The following is a 17,434-nucleotide window of genomic DNA, read 5'->3' as shown; positions in this document are numbered from 1 at the left end:
GAACCAGACACCGGGGGGACCCATGACACACGACGCCGTCCAGTTGGACTCGGTCACCAGGACCTACGGACGCGTGAGGGCACTCGACGACGTATCGCTCACGTTCCCCACCGGGACCTTCACCGCCGTCATGGGCCCCTCCGGCTCCGGCAAGTCGACCCTGCTCCAGTGCGCGGCCGGCCTGGACCGGCCCACCTCCGGGTCGGTCACCGTGGGCGGCACCGAACTGACCGGGCTCGGCGAGCGGCGGCTGACCCTGCTGCGGCGCGAGCGCGTCGGCTTCGTCTTCCAGGCGTTCAACCTGCTGCCCTCGCTGACCGCCGAGCAGAACGTGGCGCTGCCCCTGCGCCTGGCCGGCCGCCGCGTCCCCTCCGCCCGGGTGCGCCAGGCGCTCGGACAGGTCGGCCTCGCCGACCGGGCCCGGCACAGACCGTCCGAACTCTCCGGCGGCCAGCAGCAACGCGTCGCCCTGGCCCGTGCGTTGATCACCCGGCCCGACGTGCTGTTCGGCGACGAACCGACCGGCGCCCTGGACACCCGGACCGGCCGCGAGGTGCTCGGGCTGCTGCGCGGCATGGTCGACCGCGACGGCCAGACGGTCGTCATGGTCACGCACGACCCGGTGGCCGCGGCGTACGCCGACCGTGTGGTCTTCCTCGTCGACGGCCGGGTGAGCGGGGAGTTGACCGGCGCCGGCGCCGACACCATCGCCACGCGCATGACCCGTCTGGAGGCCGTGCCGTGCTGAGCGTCACCCTGCGCACGCTGCGCATCCGCTGGGCCGGCTTCACCGGCAGCTTCGTCGCGCTCTGTCTGGGCGTGGCACTGCTCACCGTGATGGGCCTGGCCCTGGCCTCGACGGCCGACGCCCCGGAGCGCGGCCCCGAACGCTTCGCCGCCGCGCCGGTCGTGGTCAAGGGCCAGGACACCCTGCGCGTACCGACCCCGGTCGGCGCCCGCGAGTCCCCGCTGGCCCACCCGCGTCCCGTACCGGCCGCGACCGTCGCCCGGCTGCGGACGCTGGGCCCGGTCATCGAGGACCGCTCGTTCCCCGTCCGGGCGCAGGGCGGCCCCGCGGACCTGGTCGGGCACCCCTGGTCCACCGCCGCGTTCGCCCCCTACGAGCTCGCCACCGGCCGGGCACCCCGCGCGTCCGACGAGGCCGTCGTCACCGGCGACTGGGCGCGCCCGGGCCAGAAGGTGCGTACCGGCCAAGGCTCGGTGCGCGTCGTCGGCACGCTCACCCCGCGCGGTTTCGAGAACGCCGTGTTCTTCACCGACGCCCGCGCGGCCCGACTGGCCCCGTCGGTCGCCCAGTTCGTCGTGCGGGCCGACCCGGCGTCCGTACGGAAGGCGGTGGGCGGCGGCGCCCAGGTGCTCACCGGCGACACCCGCCGCCTCGCCGACGCAGACCCCGGCCGGGACGGTGAGGCGCTCACCGCGATGAACGCCCTGTTCGGCACCGCCGGTGGCGTCACCGCCTTCGTGTCGGTCTTCGTCGTGGCGTCGACCTTCGCCTTCGCGGTCGCCCAGCGCCGCAGGGAGTTCGCCCTGCTGCGCACCGCCGGGGCGACCCCGGCCCAGATCCGCCGGAGCGTCCTCGCCGAGGCCCTCGCCGTCGGCACCCTCGCCTCCGCCGCCGGCTGTGTGCTCGGCTCCCACGGGGCGCCGTTGCTGGCCGCCCGCGTGGCCGAGGAGGGTCTCGCCCCGGCCTGGTTCACCATCGGCGAGCACACCTGGCCGTACCACGCGGCCTTCTGGACGGGCCTGCTCGTCGCCCTGTGCGGAGCGACCGCGGCCTCCTGGCGGGCCGGCCGCACCGCCCCCACCGAGGCCCTGCGCGAGGCGGCGGCCGACAGGGGGCCCCTGACCCGGGGACGCCTGCTCTGCGGCGCGGCCCTCCTGCTCGCCGCCGCCGTGCCCCTGGCCCTGTCCCTCACCACGGACCCCTCCGACCTGCTCCACCGCAAGACGTACATCAGCCGCCCCATGCTGCTGATCACCGCGACCGCCCTGCTCGCGCCCCTCGTACTGCGGCCCCTGACCCGCCTGCTGACCTGCTTCCCGTCGGCCGTGGGCATGTTGGTCCGCGAGAACACGGCCACCGGAGTACGCCGCACCGCCGCACTCGCGGCCCCCGTCCTCGTCACGGTCGCGCTCGCCGGTTCACTCCTCGGCGCCACCGCGACCCTGAACCACGCGAAGACCACCGAGACGAGCGAGCGCACCACCGCCGCCTTCGTGCTCACCCCGGCCGCCGGAACGGCCTTCGACACCGCCACCCTGCACCGGCTGGGCGCGGTACCGGGCGCGCGGATCTCACCGACGTCGTCGACGGCCGTGCACGTCCTGGAGGACGGCGTGGCCCTGATCCGCTCCGAGGCCCGCGCCGCGACCCCCGGCGACCTGGCCGCCACCACCCACCTGCCGCTCACCGTCGGCAGGCTGGGCGACCTCGACAACGGCTCGATCGTCGTCAACGAGGAGTGGCAGCGGCACCGGGTGGGCGACCGGGTCCGGGTGTGGCTCGGCGACGGGACACCGCGCACCCTCCGCATCGCCGCGGTGATGCCCACCGGCACCGGCGGCAACGGCGTCTACGTCACCCCGCGCAACGCCCCGGGAGCCGGAATCGACCGCGTGGACGTGGCCCTCGAGAAGGGCACGGCCCCGGGCCCCGTGGCCACCGCCCTGCGCGAGGCGATCGGCGCGGGAGGCGGCGAGGTCCTCACCCGGGACGCGTGGATCCGGGCCACCCACCCCGAAACCAACCGCACCACCCGCCTCGGCCTCCTCCTGGTCCTCGGCATCGCCCTGCTCTACACGGGCATCTCCGTGGCCAACACCACGGTCATGGCGGCCGCCGACCGGGTCCGCGACCTGGCCGTGCTGCGCATGGCAGGAGCCACCCGGTGGCAGGTGCTGCGGCTGACCGCGGCCGAGGCCCTGACGGCCGTCGCGGCCGGAGCGCTCCTCGGCCTGCTGGTCACCGGCGTCAACCTGGCCGGGATGTGGGGCGCCCTCGCTCTGCTGTCGGTGCGGCCCTCCGTCACCCTCCCGTGGCAGGCCCTCGGCACGACGGCGCTCGCCTGCGCCCTCCTGGCCGTGGTCTGCGCGACGGCCCCCGCCGCCCTCGCCCTGCGCCGCCGCCCGGCGGACCTCGCCGGGATCCGCGAATAGCCCTCCGGACCGGGTCGATCTCATCATGAGACCAGCCGCGACAAGCCGCCTACAGTGGGGCCATGAGACGGACCTCGTTCGGCAACTGGCCCTGCTCGATCGCCCGCACCGCCGACATCCTGGGCGACGCCTGGACCCTGCTGGTCCTGCGCGAGGTCTTCTACGGCGAATCCCGCTTCGACGGCTTCATCGGCACGCTCGGCATCGCCCGCAACACCCTCACCGACCGGCTGCGGCGCCTGGAGGCCGAGGGCCTGCTGCGGCGGCACGTCTACCAGCGGGACCCCGTCCGCCACGAGTACCTGCCCACGGACAAGGGCCGCGACTTCTTCGGGGTCCTCACCGCGATCAACGCCTGGGGCGACCGCTGGCTGGCCGGCGAGGAGGGCGCCCCGGTGGTCCTGCGCCACACACCCTGCGACCACGACACCGAGGCCCGGGTCGTCTGCTCCGCCTGCGGCGAGCCCCTGCACCAGCGGGACATGACCGCCCGCACCGGCCCGGGCTACCCGGCCCGCCTCCTCGACGCCCCGGTCGTACGGGAACGCTTCGCCCCGGGACGGACGCTCGGCGACCGCCCGGCCGACCAGGCCTGAGAGCTTCCTCACACGGCGGGAATCCAGGGCGGGCCCGAGACAACCGCCACATCCACCAACACGAAGAACGGGCGGCATCTGATCGATGCCGCCCGTTCCGACGGTGCGCGAGGGGGGAGTTGAACCCCCACGCCCTTGCGGGCACTGGAACCTGAATCCAGCGCGTCTGCCTATTCCGCCACCCGCGCATTGGGTGTGTCCTGGGCGCCTGCCCCTTGGGGCGTGGCGCCTTCCGACACCCAGAACATTAGCACGCTGGAGGGGGTGGGTTCACATCCCTTATCGCCGCAGGCAGACCCCCCACCGAACCTTCGATGTCCCTGCCACGTATCAACCCGTACCGGTTCACGTATCAACCTCGTACCGGTACCCGCCGTCTCCGCAGGAGGGGGTCGGGGTCCACAGCCGGGTGCGGGACACTGGTCTTCGGCCGCCTCTACGATCCTTGCAGGCATACCGGAGGCGGTTACGCGCAGCAGTACCACCGGAGGAGTTCGAAGACGAGCTCCACAGGGAACCTCGTCATGCGTCGACACCCGTCGGCGGGGCCGACAGGGGGAACCAGCCGATCGAGCCGCGCGTGGATACGATCAGTAAGCAGTACCAGCAGTACCCGGCAAGCGGCCCGCAGGGCAGTACACAGGACGGCAGCCAAGGAGGAGGTGCCCCATGGGAGTCCTGAAGAAGTTCGAGCAACGTCTCGAAGGTCTGGTCAACGGCACCTTCGCCAAGGTGTTCAAGTCCGAGGTCCAGCCCGTGGAGATCGCGGGAGCGCTCCAGCGCGAGTGCGACAACAACGCCACCATCTGGAACCGCGACCGGACGGTCGTGCCCAACGACTTCATCGTCGAGCTGAGCACTCCCGACTTCGAGCGGCTCAGCCCCTACTCCGGCCAGCTCGGCGACGAGCTCGCCGGCATGGTGCGCGACTACGCCAAGCAGCAGCGCTACACCTTCATGGGCCCGATCAAGGTGCACCTGGAGAAGGCGGACGACCTCGACACCGGCCTGTACCGGGTACGCAGCCGCACGCTCGCCTCCTCCAGCAGCCAGCAGGGCCCGGGAGGCGGCGGCGCCGCACCCGCCGCCCCGCAGGGCGGACGCCCCGGCGGCTACGGCTACCCGCCGTCCGCGGCGCCCTCCGGCGCCCCGCCCATGCCGTCCGCGCCGCCGCCCGGCGGCCGTCCCGGCGGCTACGGCTACCCGCCCGCCGCGAGCGGCCCCCGGCCCCCGGCCGCCCCGGCCGCCGGCGGACGCACCCGCCACTGGATCGAGATCAACGGCACCCGCCATCAGATCTCCCGCGCGACGCTGGTGATGGGCCGCAGCACCGACGCCGACGTGCGGATCGACGACCCCGGCGTCTCCCGCCGGCACTGCGAGATCCGGACCGGAACGCCCTCGACGATCCAGGATCTCGGATCCACCAACGGCATCGTGGTGGACGGGCAGCACACCACCCGCGCTACGCTCCGCGACGGCTCGCGGATCGTCGTGGGCAGCACCACCATCATTTACCGGCAAGCCGAAGGGTGAAGCGGGGGCAATGTCAGAGCTGACCCTCACGGTCATGCGGCTGGGTTTCCTGGCCGTACTGTGGCTGTTCGTGATCGTGGCCGTGCAGGTCATCCGCAGCGACCTGTTCGGTACGCGTGTCACGCAGCGCGGTTCGCGCCGCGAGGCAGGCAGGCAGCAGCAGGCCGCCGCCCGCCAGGCGCCGCCGCCGCAGCGCCAGCAGCCCGCCGGAGGCCGGCGCGGCCGTAACGCCCCCACCAAGCTGGTCGTGACCGAGGGCACCCTCACCGGCACCACGGTCGCGCTCCAGGGCCAGACCATCACCCTGGGCCGGGCGCACGACTCGACGATCGTGCTGGACGACGACTACGCCTCCAGCCGCCATGCCAGGATCTACCCGGACCGCGACGGCCAGTGGATCGTCGAGGACCTCGGCTCCACCAACGGCACATACCTGGACCGGTCCCGGCTGACGACTCCCACACCGATTGCGCTGGGCGCGCCGATCCGCATCGGCAAGACCGTCATCGAGCTGCGGAAGTAGTGCTACATCATGGATAGGCGCGAGCGGAGCGAGCACGCAGTGGCGGGCCCCACCCCGGCCCCCCGCGCGCTCCCGACCGGAGGGTGGGCAGTGTGGCTCGACACGACCGGCTGTACCCGGAGCCGACAGGCGAGGTGCGCATGAGTCTGTCACTGCGCTTCGCGGCCGGATCGCACAAGGGCATGATCCGGGAGGGCAACGAGGACTCCGGTTACGCCGGCCCGCGCCTGCTCGCCATCGCCGACGGCATGGGCGGCGCGGCGGCCGGTGAGGTCGCCTCCTCCGAGGCCATCTCCACCATCGTCGCCCTCGACGACGACGTTCCCGGCTCCGACGTCCTCACCTCGCTCGGCACGGCGGTACAGCGCGCCAACGACCAGCTGCGCTCGATGGTCGAGGACGACCCCCAGCTGGAGGGCATGGGCACCACCCTGACCGCCCTGCTGTGGACGGGTCAGCGCCTCGGACTCGTACACGTCGGCGACTCGCGCGCCTACCTGCTCCGCGACGGCGTCCTCACGCAGATCACCCAGGACCACACCTGGGTGCAGCGCCTGGTCGACGAGGGCCGGATCACCGAGGAGGAGGCGACCACGCACCCGCAGCGCTCGCTGCTGATGCGCGCCCTCGGATCCGGCGACCACGTCGAGCCGGACCTGTCCATCCGCGAGGTCCGCGCCGGCGACCGCTACCTGATCTGCTCCGACGGCCTGTCCGGCGTGGTGTCCCACCAGACCCTGGAGGACACCCTCGCCAGCTACCAGGGCCCCCAGGAGACCGTCCAGAACCTGATCGAGCTGGCGCTGCGCGGCGGCGGCCCGGACAACATCACGGTCATCATCGCCGACGTCCTCGACCTCGACACCGGCGACACCCTCGCGGGGCAGCTCTCCGACACCCCCGTCGTGGTCGGCGCCGTCGCCGAGAACCAGCACCAGCTGCACGACAACGGCATCATGCAGACCCCCGCCGGCCGCGCCTCCGGGCTCGGCCGCCAGGGGCACGGCCGGGGCGGCGGGGGCGGCGAGTTCGGCCCGCCCGGATCCGGCGACACCACCGGCTACATCCCGGCGGCCGGCTTCGACTACGGCGACGACGACTTCACCAAGCCCCGCAAGAAGGGCCGCTGGCTGAAGAGATCCCTCTACGGCGCCCTCGCGCTGGCCGTCATCGGCGGTGGCCTGTACGGCGGATACCGCTGGACGCAGACGCAGTACTACGTCGGCACCGAGGACGAGCACGTCGCGCTGTACCGGGGCATCAGCCAGGACCTGGCCTGGGTCTCGCTCTCGAACGTCGAGAAGGACCACCCCGAGATCGAACTCAAGTACCTGCCGCCCTACCAGCAGAAACTCGTCGAGGCGACGATCCCCGAGGGCGGCCTGAAGAACGCCCAGGCGAAGATCCAGGAACTGTCGGTGCAGGCCTCCGCGTGCAAGAAGGAGGCGCAGCGGCGCGACGCCGAGAGCAAGAACAACTCCAAGACCGGCGAAGGCGAGGCCGGGGGCACCACGGGAACCACTCCCGCCTCCTTCACGTCCAAGGCCACACCGACGCCGAACCCGTCCAGCCCGTCGGGTTCACCGTCGGCACCGGAGAAGTCCAAGCCCCCGACCACGACCGCACCCACTCCCAGCCCCGGCCCCAGCCTCTCGGAGGAAGAGCAGAAGGTCGTCTCGCTGTGCGGTAAGCAGTAGCCGTGAGAGGCCCTGTCACACGATGAGCGGTACGAATACGTCGCACTCGCCGACGAACCACACGTCCACGATCGGCGCCATCGGCGCGCCGAGCCGGCGCAACACCGAGCTCGCGCTGCTGGTGTTCGCCGTCGTCATCCCGGTGTTCGCCTACGCCAATGTCGGCCTGGCGCTTCACGACTCGGTGCCGCCGGGCCTGCTGAGCTACGGGCTCGGGCTCGGTCTGCTCGCGGGCGTCGGGCATCTCGCCGTACGGAAGTTCGCGCCGTACGCCGACCCGCTGATGCTGCCGCTGGCCACGCTGCTCAACGGGCTCGGACTGGTCATCATCTGGCGCCTCGACCAGTCGGAGAAGCTGCAGGCGAGCAAGCAGTTCGTCGAAGCGGCTCCCCGGCAGCTGCTGTACTCCGCGATGGGCGTCGCCCTGCTGGTCGGCGTGCTGATCTTCCTCAAGGACCACCGGGTCCTGCAGCGCTACACGTACATCTCCATGGCGGGTGCGCTGCTCCTGCTGATCCTGCCGCTCGTGCCCGGACTCGGCGCGAACATCTACGGCGCCAAGATCTGGATCAAGATCCCCGGCCTCGGCACGCTCCAGCCCGGCGAGTTCGCGAAGATCGTCCTCGCGGTGTTCTTCGCCGGCTACCTCATGGTCAAGAGAGACGCCCTGGCCCTGGCCAGCCGCCGCTTCATGGGCCTGTACCTGCCGCGCGGCCGCGACCTCGGACCGATCCTCGTCGTCTGGGTGATCTCGATCCTCATCCTGGTCTTCGAGACCGACCTCGGTACATCCCTGCTGTTCTTCGGGATGTTCATCATCATGCTGTACGTCGCCACCGAGCGGACCAGCTGGATCGTCTTCGGTCTGCTGATGTCCGCGGTCGGCGCCGTCAGCGTGGCGAGCTTCGAGCCGCACATCCAGACGCGTGTGCAGGCCTGGCTGGACCCGTTCCACGAGTTCGAGCTCTCCCGCGCCGCCGTTCAGGACGGCATCGTCCACTCCGAGCAGGCCATGCAGGCCCTGTGGGCCTTCGGCTCCGGCGGCACGCTCGGCACCGGTCTCGGGCAGGGCAACTCCGACCTCATCGGCTTCGCCGCCAACTCCGACTTCATCCTCGCCACCTTCGGCGAGGAGCTGGGCCTGGCCGGCGTCATGGCGATCATGCTGCTCTACGGTCTGATCGTCGAGCGGGGTGTGCGCACCGCCCTCGCGGCCCGCGACCCGTTCGGCAAGCTGCTGGCCATCGGCCTGTCCGGCGCCTTCGCCCTCCAGGTCTTCGTCGTGGCCGGCGGTGTGATGGGCCTCATCCCGCTGACCGGTATGACGCTGCCGTTCGTGGCGTACGGCGGTTCCTCCGTGATCGCCAACTGGGCACTGATCGGCATCCTGCTGAGGATCAGCGACACCGCCCGCCGCCCGGCCCCCGCCCCCGCCGCCAACCCCGACGCCGAGATGACCCAGGTGGTCCGCCCGTCATGAACAAGCCCCTGCGCCGGATCGCGATCTTCTGCGGCCTGCTCGTTCTGGCCCTGCTGGTCCGCGACAACTGGATCCAGTACGTCCAGGCCGACGAGCTGCGGACCGACAAGAACAACCGCCGCGTCACCATCGAGCGCTACGCCTCGCCCCGCGGCGACATCATCGTCGACGGCAAGCCGATCACCGGCTCCGCCGAGTCGTCGGGCAGCGACTTCAAGTTCAAGCGCACCTACAAGGACGGCCCCATGTGGGCGCCGGTCACCGGATACGCCTCACAGGCCTTCGGCGCCACACAGCTGGAGAGCATCGAGGACGGCATCCTCACCGGCAACGACGACCGGCTGTTCTTCCGCAACACCCTCGACATGCTCACCGGCAAGAAGCAGCAGGGCGGCAACGTCGTCACCACCCTGAACGCCGCCGCCCAGAAGGCCGCCTTCAACGGCCTGGAGAAGCAGGGCGGCAAGGGCGCCGTCGTCGCCCTGGAGCCGTCCACCGGCAAGATCCTCGCCCTGGCCTCCTACCCGTCCTACGACCCGTCGTCCTTCGCCGGGAACTCCACGACGACGGACAGCAAGGCCTGGCAGAAACTGCAGAAGAAGACCAACCCGAACGACCCGATGCTCAACCGGGCCCTGCGCGAGACCTACCCGCCCGGCTCCACCTTCAAGGTGGTCACCGCGGCCGCCGCGCTGGAGGACGGGATCTACACGTCCGCCGACGCCAAGACGAACTCGCCGGACCCGTGGGTCATGACGGGCACCACCACCAAGCTGCCCAACGAGGGCAACATCCCCTGCGAGAACGCGACACTGCGGGTGGCCCTCCAGTACTCCTGCAACACCGTCTTCGGCAAGATCGGCGCCGACCTCGGCAACGACAAGATGCTGGACATGGCCAAGAAGTTCGGCTTCGACGAGGAGCAGTTCACCCCGGTCCGCGCCAACGCCTCGGTCTTCTCCGACAACATGAACCCGTCGCAGACCGCGCTGTCGTCCATCGGCCAGTTCAACACCGCCGCGACCCCGCTGCAGATGGCCATGGTCGCCTCGGCCGTCGCCAACGACGGCAAGCTGATGAAGCCCTACATGGTGGACGAGCTCCAGTCCTCCGGCGTCGACCCGATCGAGAAGACCGACCCCGAGGAACTGAGCCAGCCGCTGTCGGCGGAGAACGCCCAGATCCTCCAGTCCATGATGGAGACGGTCGTCGACAAGGGCACCGGCTCGAACGCCAAGATCGACGGCGTCACGGTCGGCGGCAAGACCGGTACCGCCCAGCACGGCGTCGACAACAGCGAGAACCCCTACGCGTGGTTCATCTCCTACGCCAAGGGCGACGACGGCAGCTCACCGGTCGCCGTGGCGGTCGTCATCGAGGACGACAAGGCCGTCCGTGACGACATCTCCGGTGGCGGCCTCGCGGCCCCGATCGCGAGGAACGTGATGGAGGCGGTCATCGACAGCAAGAAGTGACCCCGCTCACGCCTGCTTCACATCGGTGCACGTTGCGATACCGGTCCTGTATCGGCTGACGGGCTTGGCCAGGTCACACAAAGCGAGCCGGGTACGGTAGGCCCGGACGGCAGCCTCCGACCGTACAAGCATGCCGGTCGGGACCGACGGAGAGGGCTGGTAGGTAGCTATGGAAGAGCCGCGTCGCCTCGGCGGCCGGTACGAACTGGGCCAGGTGCTCGGGCGTGGTGGCATGGCGGAGGTCTACCTCGCGCATGACACCCGCCTCGGCCGCACCGTGGCGGTGAAGACGCTGCGCGCGGATCTCGCGCGTGACCCTTCCTTCCAGGCCCGGTTCCGCCGGGAGGCCCAGTCGGCCGCCTCGCTCAACCATCCCGCGATCGTCGCGGTCTACGACACGGGCGAGGACTACATCGACAACGTGTCGATCCCGTACATCGTCATGGAGTACGTGGACGGCTCGACACTGCGTGAGCTGCTGCACTCCGGCCGCAAGCTCCTGCCGGAGCGTGCCATGGAGATGACCATCGGCATCCTCCAGGCCCTCGAGTACTCGCACCGCGCCGGCATCGTCCACCGCGACATCAAGCCGGCGAACGTCATGCTGACGCGCAACGGCCAGGTCAAGGTCATGGACTTCGGCATCGCCCGCGCCATGGGCGACTCCGGCATGACGATGACGCAGACCTCCGCGGTCATCGGCACCGCCCAGTACCTCTCCCCGGAGCAGGCCAAGGGCGAGCAGGTCGACGCCCGCTCCGACCTGTACTCGACCGGCTGTCTGCTCTACGAGCTGCTGACCGTCCGCCCGCCGTTCGTCGGCGACTCCCCGGTGGCCGTGGCCTACCAGCACGTCCGCGAGGAGCCGCAGGCTCCGTCGGTCTTCGATCCAGAGATCACGCCCGAGATGGACGCGATCGTCCTCAAGGCCCTCACCAAGGACCCGGACTACCGCTACCAGTCGGCCGACGAGATGCGCGCCGACATCGAGGCCTGCCTCGACGGCCAGCCGGTCGCCGCGACGGCCGCGATGGGCGCGGTCGGCTACGGCGGCTACCCCGACGACCAGCCCACGACGGCCCTGCGCGCCGACTCCGGCGCCGGCGCCACGTCCATGCTGCCCCCGATGAACCCGGACGACGGCGGCTACGGCTACGACGACCGCCCCGACCGGCGCCGCGGGCAGCAGCGCAAGTCGAACACCTCCACGATCCTGCTGGTGGTGGCGGGCATCCTCGTCCTGGTCGGGGCGATCCTGATCGGCCGGCTGGCGTTCAGCGGCGACGGAGGCGTGGGCAACGACGCGCTCGACGCGCCCAACTTCGTCGGTGAGACGAAGAGGAGCGCCCAGCAGCTGGCCACCAATTCCGACCTCGAGCTGACCTTCTCCAGCAAGCCCTGCGACAACCAGAGCAAGGGCAAGATCTGCTCCCAGGACCCGAAGCCCGGGGTCGAGGTCAACAAGGGCGACACCATCTCCCTGGTCGTGTCGACCGGGGCGCCGAAGGTGACGGTCCCCAGTGTGACCGGCCTCAGCCTCGACGAGGCGAAGGCGAAGCTGACGGGCGACCGGTATCAGTTCGATGTCCAGACGGAGACCCGTGAGTCACCGGAGGACCCGGGGACCGTGCTGGAGCAGGACCCGAGCACAGGCGACGAAGTCGAGAAGGGCTCCACGATCACCCTGACCGTCGCCAAGGAAGCGAAGAAGTCCACCGTCCCGGACGTGCTCGGCCAGAGCTGTGACGCGGCCAAGCAGCAGATGCAGGCCAGCAACCTGGTCGGCAACTGCACCGAGGTGGAGACCGACGACGACAACCAGGTCGGCAAGGTCATCCAGACCACGCCCCAGGCCGGCACGTCGGTCGACCCGAACTCCTCGGTCAACATCCAGATCGGCAAAAAGAAGCAGCAGCAGAAGGTCAAGGTCCCGCAGGTCGTCGGCCAGACGGTCGGCCAGGCCAAGCAGATCCTCGCGCAGCAGGGCTTCACCAACATCCAGTTCGCGGGCGGCAGCGACCAGAGCGACAACGCCCTCGTGGCCGGCCAGAACCCGGGTCCCAACCAGGAGGTCGACGACCCGGCGGCCACGACGATCACCCTCCAGACCGTCGGCGTCGGAGGCGGCAACAACGGCGGCAACGGCAACGGTGGCATCTTCGGCGGCCTCAACGGCAGCAACGAGGACGACTGACCCCGCCCGCACCACACCGACACACCCCAGAGCCCCCGGCCCCACAAAGGCCGGGGGCTCTGCCGTGCGCAGCCGACGACAGACCCGCAAAAGTGTGCGTCCGTCGATCGTGTCTTCATATGTCCCGACTCGTTCACCGGGTGGGGTGGGGCATCGGAACCCCGCCCCGGCCATACGAGCCGAAGGGCAGAACGTGATCAACGAAACGGCCTTGCTGGAATCACCGACCCTGCGCGGCAGCGTGCTCGCCCGCACGGACGTACTCGACAGGGTCAAGGCACTGTCGCTGCTGCCGGACGGGACGCATGTGACGACCGCGATGGTGGCGTCGTACTTCGACGTCGGTCTCGAAGCCATCAAGTCGCTCGTCAAGGACCACCGAACCGAGCTGGAGGCCAGCGGCTACCGACTGCTGACCGGCGAAGAACTGAGGTCCTTCAAGAACCTCAGTGGAATCCAGTCACGCACCCGATCCCTGGCCCTCTTCCCCCGGCGCGCCGTCCTCAACATCGCCATGCTGCTCCGAGACAGTGACGTCGCACGTCAGGTGCGTGTGTACCTCCTCGACACGGAGTACCTGGCACGCACACAGCCTGTGGAAAACTCCGCCCCGATGGACGCCGCCTCCCTCGACGCCCGCATCGACCAGCGCATCACCCACGTCCTGGGGACGACCGTTGTCCCCATGTTCAACGCCCTGATCGAAACGTCGGGCGAGCACCGGCGAGAGCTCATCGCCCTCCGGGCAGGCGTCCAGCGCATCGAGAAGCGGCTCCGACAGCACCACACCCGGCTACAGCGGCTGGAAAGCCCCCGGGAGAACCGTCCCCTCGCCGGAGTCATGGCCGCCATGGACGCCATGAACGGGCGCGAGTTCGAAGAACACGTCGCCGAGCTGCTCCGCCGCGACGGCTGCACCGACGTCGTCGTGCGAGGCGGCGGAAGGGACCGCGGCATCGACATCACCGCGCACACGGCCGACGGGCGGCGCGTCGTCGTCCAGTGCAAGAGGTTCGCGCCCCACATCTCCATCACCAGCCCCGACATCCAGAAGTTCCTCGGGGCCGCCAAGGTCCTGCACGACTCCGAGGTGGCCCTGTTCGTGGCGACCTGCCCCTTCACCCGCGACGCCCTCAACATCGCCGCCGAAAGCGGCATCACCACCGTCCATCGTGGGCTGGTCGAGGAATGGAGCGCCGGGACGGCCCTGGGCGTCCTGGAGTAGCGACCAGAGCGCGACAAAAGGCCCGAAGTCGCAAGAGAAAGTTGCGGCTTCGGGCCTCCGTCATGCTAGCGGCTCACCACCCACGAGGAAGGCGCTCAGCCCAGTTCCTTCGGCGGTGTCCGCTCGCTGTCCACCTTCTCCACCCGCTCCAGCTCGCCCCACACGACATACCGGTACGTGCTCGTGTACACCGGCGTGCAGGTCGTCAGGGTGATGTAGTGGCCCGGCTTCTTCCTGCCGGACTCCTTCGGGACCTGGGAGAGGACCTCGACGTTGAACTTCGACGTCTCGGGCAGGACGTCGTAGACCTTGTAGACGAACCACTTGTCCTTCGTCTCGAAGACGATCGGGTCGCCCTTCTTGATCTTGTCGATGTTGTGGAACTTGGCCCCGTGACCGTCGCGGTGGGCGGCGAGGGAGAAGTTGCCGTCCTTGCCCGACATCGGCAGGGTCGCCTTGACGGGGTCGGTGTAGTAGCCGGCGACGCCGTCGTTGAGGATCTTGTTCGACGTGCCCTTCTCGACCAGGACCTCGCCGTTCCTCATCGCCGGCACGTGCAGGAAGCCGATGCCGTTCTTGGTGTCCAGCGCGCCGGGGCCGCCCCGGCCGTGCGCCCAGTCCTCACGGACCTTGTCGGCCTGCTGGCCGGCCGCGCGGTCGGCGACCACGTTCGTCCACCACAACGAGTAGACGACGAACAGGCCGAGGACCAGGCCCGCGGTGATGAGGAGTTCCCCGAAGAAGCTGACCGCCATGGCGATCGGGCCGGGCCTGCGACGTGCCGCAGACGGCCGGGACGCCCCGCCGGTGTGCTTCTCGTGGTCGGTGTCGGTGGTCGCTGCCACTGGTCATCTGCCCTTAACTGACGAGCGCATCCGGCTTGCCCTTGCTGCGCGGCCGTTCCTCGACCATCTTGCCCCAGACGATCATCCGGTACTTGCTGGTGAACTCCGGCGTGCACGTGGTCAGCGTGATGTAGCGGCCGGGCTTGGTGAATCCGGAGCCCGTGGGCACCGGATTCAGAACGCTCGTATTGCTCGGCGACGTCACCGGCAGGATCGACGCCATCTTGTAGACGAAGTACTCGTCCTGCGTCTCCACGACGATCGGATCGCCCGGAGCGAGCTTGTTGATGTACCGGAACGGCTCCCCGTGGGTGTTGCGGTGACCCGCGAGCCCGAAGTTCCCGCTCTCGTCCCCGGGCATCGCCGTCTTCAGCGCGCCCTCGGCGTAGTGGCCGACCATGCCCCGATCGAGCACGCCCTTGCTGCTGGTGCCCTCGGCGATCGGGACGACCACGTCCAGCTTCGGAATGTGCAGGATGGCGAAACCCTGCCCCGGTTCGAACGCCCCGGGGTTGCGCTTGCCGCTCGCCCAGTCGTTCTGGAGGCTGCTTGCCTCCTGGCCGGCCTGGGCGTGCGCCCGGACGTTCGTCCACCACAGCTGGTAGGTGACGAACAGCAGCATCAGCACGCCGGTGGTGATGAACACCTCTCCTATCGCCCGGCTCGCGACGACCGCCGCACCGGGCTTGCGCGCCCGCGCCTGCCGCCGCGCCTCGACCCGCGACAGCGGCGCCCGCGACTGGCTGCCCCTGTCGGTGCCGCGGCCGGTGTGGGCGGCCGACGGGGTGTCCGACGCGCCGCCATGGCGTCCGTGACGGCGCTTGGCGGCCTTTCTGCGGGCCGCGCGCCCACCGTGGGCGGGCCCGTCCTGCCGTGAGGCGGAAGAGCCCGCAGAGCGCGTTGTGGAGCCGCCGGTCCCCGGCGGTGGATCCGGAATCCGCAGCGCCACCGTCTCCTCGTCGGGGGGCGGCAGATACGTCTCCTCCGGGACGGGTTCGTACGACGCGTACGGCTGCTGCGACTGCTGCGACTGCTGCGACTGCGAGGACACCCCGTACGTCTCCCCGCCCGACCACTCCTCGAACGCACCCCGCGCCCCGTACGACTGCTGCCCGTACGAGGTGTCGGACTCGCGCTCGGGGCGCAGGGCGGTCACGCCGAGGCCCTGCCCACCACCGGGGCGAGCCCGGCCGACCTCGCCACGGCACCCTGGTCGCCGCACTCCACCAGCCAGTTGGCCAGCATCCGGTGCCCGTGCTCGGTCAGCACCGACTCGGGGTGGAACTGCACGCCCTCAACCGGAAGTTCGCGGTGCCTCAGGCCCATCACGATGCCGTCGTGCGTACGGGCCGTGACCTCCAGCTCCGCCGGGACCGTAGCGGGCTCGGCGGCCAGCGAGTGGTAGCGCGTCGCCGTGAAGGGCGAAGGCAGACCGGCGAAGACGCCGCCGCCGCCGTGCTCGACCAACGAGGTCTTGCCGTGCAGCAGCTCGGGCGCACGGTCCACCACACCGCCGTACGCCACCTGCATCGACTGCATGCCGAGGCAGACGCCGAAGACCGGGACACCCGTGCCCGCACAGTGCCGGACCATGTCGACGCAGACACCGGCCTGCTCGGGCGTACCGGGACCCGGAGAGAGCAGGACCCCGTCGAAGCCGTCCTGGGCATGCGCCGTCGACACCTCGTCATTGCGCAGGACCTCGCACTCGGCACCGAGCTGGTAGAGGTACTGGACCAGGTTGAAGACGAAGCTGTCGTAGTTGTCGACGACGAGAATGCGCGCGCTCACTGGTTGTCCACCGTCACATCGTTGAAGGGCAGCAGCGGTTCCGCCCACGGGAAGACGTACTGGAAGAGGACGTAGACCACGGCCACGACCAGGACGAGTGAGATCACTGCCTTCGCCCACGTGTTCCCCGGCAGATGCCGCCAGATCCAGCCGTACATGCCGTCCCTTCCGTCGTACCACGGCACCAGACCCACGCCGTACAGCCACCAGACTAACGGCGCAGCGCCTCAGGTTTCCCGGCCTCCACGGGCTGGGTGGAGTCCAGGTGCGCCCAGACGATCAGACGGTGACTGTGCCCCCACTCCGGTTCGCACGTGGTCAGCGTCAGATACCGGCCCGAACGCGTATACCCGGAAGTACGTGGGACAGGGTCGATCACCTCGATGTCCGAGGGCACTGTTTTGTACGGTCCTTTGTCGACCCGATACGTGAACCAGGTCGTGCCGTCGGTCAGCACCACCGCGTCACCCCGCCTGAGCTCGGGGAAGTCCTTGAACGGGTCCCCGTAGGTGCGGCGGTGGCCGGCGACCGCGAAATTCCCCCTCTGCCCGAGCTGGGCCGTCTCGGCGTAGTGGCCGAGGCCCTTCTTCAGGGTGCCGGTGGCGGTGCCTTCGAGCACGGGCTTGTTCCACGTGAAACCAAGCCGCGGGATGTACATGATCGCGAAAGGCCTGCCCTTGGCGTAGGGCGCGGGCTTCGCCGGGCCCACGGGCGAGCCGGCGGCCGGTGGCCGGGGCCTGGACCACTCCTTGTGGAGCAGGTCGATCTGGTCGTCCATGACGCCGTCGGCCTTCACACCGGTCCAGAAGAGCACGTAGACGACGAACAGCACGATCAGGCTGCCGACGGTGATGCACAGTTCGCTGACGGTCCTGACGATCACGCGCACCGG

General features: G+C 70.2%; 15 protein-coding genes and 1 tRNA gene. 10 read left to right on the top strand and 6 right to left on the bottom strand.

Features of this window, described 5'->3' with window-relative positions; translation table 11 throughout:
• Positions 1 to 22 precede the first annotated feature (22 nt).
• From QOL88_RS20120 to QOL88_RS20110, 3 genes are all read left to right on the top strand, one after another.
• On the top strand, positions 23 to 748 hold the full coding sequence (locus tag QOL88_RS20120) for an ABC transporter ATP-binding protein (protein ID WP_097217967.1): 726 nt from the start codon (positions 23 to 25) through the stop codon (positions 746 to 748).
• Positions 742 to 3,180, top strand: coding sequence for an FtsX-like permease family protein (locus QOL88_RS20115; protein ID WP_097217965.1), 2,439 nt, complete (start codon positions 742 to 744; stop codon positions 3,178 to 3,180). The genes QOL88_RS20120 and QOL88_RS20115 overlap by 7 nt, the downstream gene beginning before the upstream one ends.
• Before the next feature lie 62 nt (positions 3,181 to 3,242).
• A complete protein-coding gene (locus tag QOL88_RS20110) occupies positions 3,243 to 3,776 on the top strand; it encodes a winged helix-turn-helix transcriptional regulator (protein ID WP_097217963.1) in 534 nt (177 codons plus the stop codon).
• A 104-nt stretch (positions 3,777 to 3,880) separates the two neighbouring features.
• Here the strand turns inward: QOL88_RS20110 and QOL88_RS20105 are convergent.
• A tRNA-Leu gene (locus tag QOL88_RS20105) sits at positions 3,881 to 3,964 on the bottom strand.
• 481 nt (positions 3,965 to 4,445) lie between these two features.
• Here QOL88_RS20105 and QOL88_RS20100 point away from each other — a divergent pair.
• The 7 genes from QOL88_RS20100 to QOL88_RS20070 all read left to right on the top strand — a co-directional run bounded on the left by QOL88_RS20100 (position 4,446) and on the right by QOL88_RS20070 (position 13,906).
• On the top strand, positions 4,446 to 5,312 hold the full coding sequence (locus QOL88_RS20100) for an FHA domain-containing protein (protein ID WP_097217961.1): 867 nt from the start codon (positions 4,446 to 4,448) through the stop codon (positions 5,310 to 5,312).
• 10 nt (positions 5,313 to 5,322) lie between these two features.
• Complete coding sequence (locus QOL88_RS20095) at positions 5,323 to 5,835, top strand: FHA domain-containing protein FhaB/FipA (RefSeq protein ID WP_097217959.1); 513 nt, start codon at positions 5,323 to 5,325, stop codon at positions 5,833 to 5,835.
• A 140-nt stretch (positions 5,836 to 5,975) separates the two neighbouring features.
• The gene (locus QOL88_RS20090) at positions 5,976 to 7,532 is read left to right on the top strand and encodes a Stp1/IreP family PP2C-type Ser/Thr phosphatase (protein ID WP_097217957.1); all 1,557 of its coding nucleotides are present in this window, start codon (positions 5,976 to 5,978) and stop codon (positions 7,530 to 7,532) included.
• A gap of 22 nt (positions 7,533 to 7,554) precedes the next feature.
• The gene (locus QOL88_RS20085; RefSeq protein WP_097217955.1) at positions 7,555 to 9,012 is read left to right on the top strand and encodes an FtsW/RodA/SpoVE family cell cycle protein; all 1,458 of its coding nucleotides are present in this window, start codon (positions 7,555 to 7,557) and stop codon (positions 9,010 to 9,012) included.
• Complete coding sequence (locus tag QOL88_RS20080; protein WP_097217953.1) at positions 9,009 to 10,487, top strand: peptidoglycan D,D-transpeptidase FtsI family protein; 1,479 nt, start codon at positions 9,009 to 9,011, stop codon at positions 10,485 to 10,487. Before QOL88_RS20085 ends, QOL88_RS20080 begins: the two co-directional genes overlap by 4 nt.
• Positions 10,488 to 10,656: 169 nt before the next feature.
• Entirely contained in the window at positions 10,657 to 12,681 is a 2,025-nt protein-coding gene (pknB, locus tag QOL88_RS20075) for a Stk1 family PASTA domain-containing Ser/Thr kinase (protein ID WP_097217951.1), read from the top strand.
• A 193-nt stretch (positions 12,682 to 12,874) separates the two neighbouring features.
• Positions 12,875 to 13,906, top strand: coding sequence for a restriction endonuclease (locus QOL88_RS20070; RefSeq protein WP_097217949.1), 1,032 nt, complete (start codon positions 12,875 to 12,877; stop codon positions 13,904 to 13,906).
• A gap of 95 nt (positions 13,907 to 14,001) precedes the next feature.
• Here QOL88_RS20070 and QOL88_RS20065 read toward each other — a convergent pair whose 3' ends face one another.
• The 5 genes from QOL88_RS20065 to QOL88_RS20045 are packed head-to-tail and all read right to left on the bottom strand — an operon-like array spanning position 14,002 to position 17,431.
• Entirely contained in the window at positions 14,002 to 14,751 is a 750-nt protein-coding gene (locus QOL88_RS20065; protein ID WP_097217947.1) for a class E sortase, read from the bottom strand.
• A gap of 13 nt (positions 14,752 to 14,764) precedes the next feature.
• Positions 14,765 to 15,907 carry a class E sortase gene (locus QOL88_RS20060; RefSeq protein ID WP_097217945.1) on the bottom strand — a complete coding sequence of 381 codons (1,143 nt, stop codon included), beginning with the start codon at positions 15,905 to 15,907 and terminating at the stop codon, positions 14,765 to 14,767.
• Entirely contained in the window at positions 15,904 to 16,542 is a 639-nt protein-coding gene (locus QOL88_RS20055; protein WP_031105357.1) for an aminodeoxychorismate/anthranilate synthase component II, read from the bottom strand. The genes QOL88_RS20060 and QOL88_RS20055 overlap by 4 nt, the downstream gene beginning before the upstream one ends.
• Positions 16,539 to 16,736, bottom strand: coding sequence for a hypothetical protein (locus tag QOL88_RS20050; RefSeq protein ID WP_037668147.1), 198 nt, complete (start codon positions 16,734 to 16,736; stop codon positions 16,539 to 16,541). The genes QOL88_RS20055 and QOL88_RS20050 overlap by 4 nt, the downstream gene beginning before the upstream one ends.
• Positions 16,737 to 16,753: 17 nt before the next feature.
• Positions 16,754 to 17,431, bottom strand: a complete 678-nt coding sequence (locus QOL88_RS20045) for a class E sortase (RefSeq protein ID WP_097217943.1) — start codon at positions 17,429 to 17,431, stop codon at positions 16,754 to 16,756.
• Positions 17,432 to 17,434: the final 3 nt, after the last annotated feature.

Origin of the sequence: Streptomyces sp. Ag82_O1-12, from assembly GCF_900182715.1 — a bacterium.
Classification (GTDB): Bacteria; Actinomycetota; Actinomycetes; order Streptomycetales; family Streptomycetaceae; genus Streptomyces; species Streptomyces massasporeus.
This window is presented reverse-complemented; position numbering and strand designations above follow the sequence as displayed.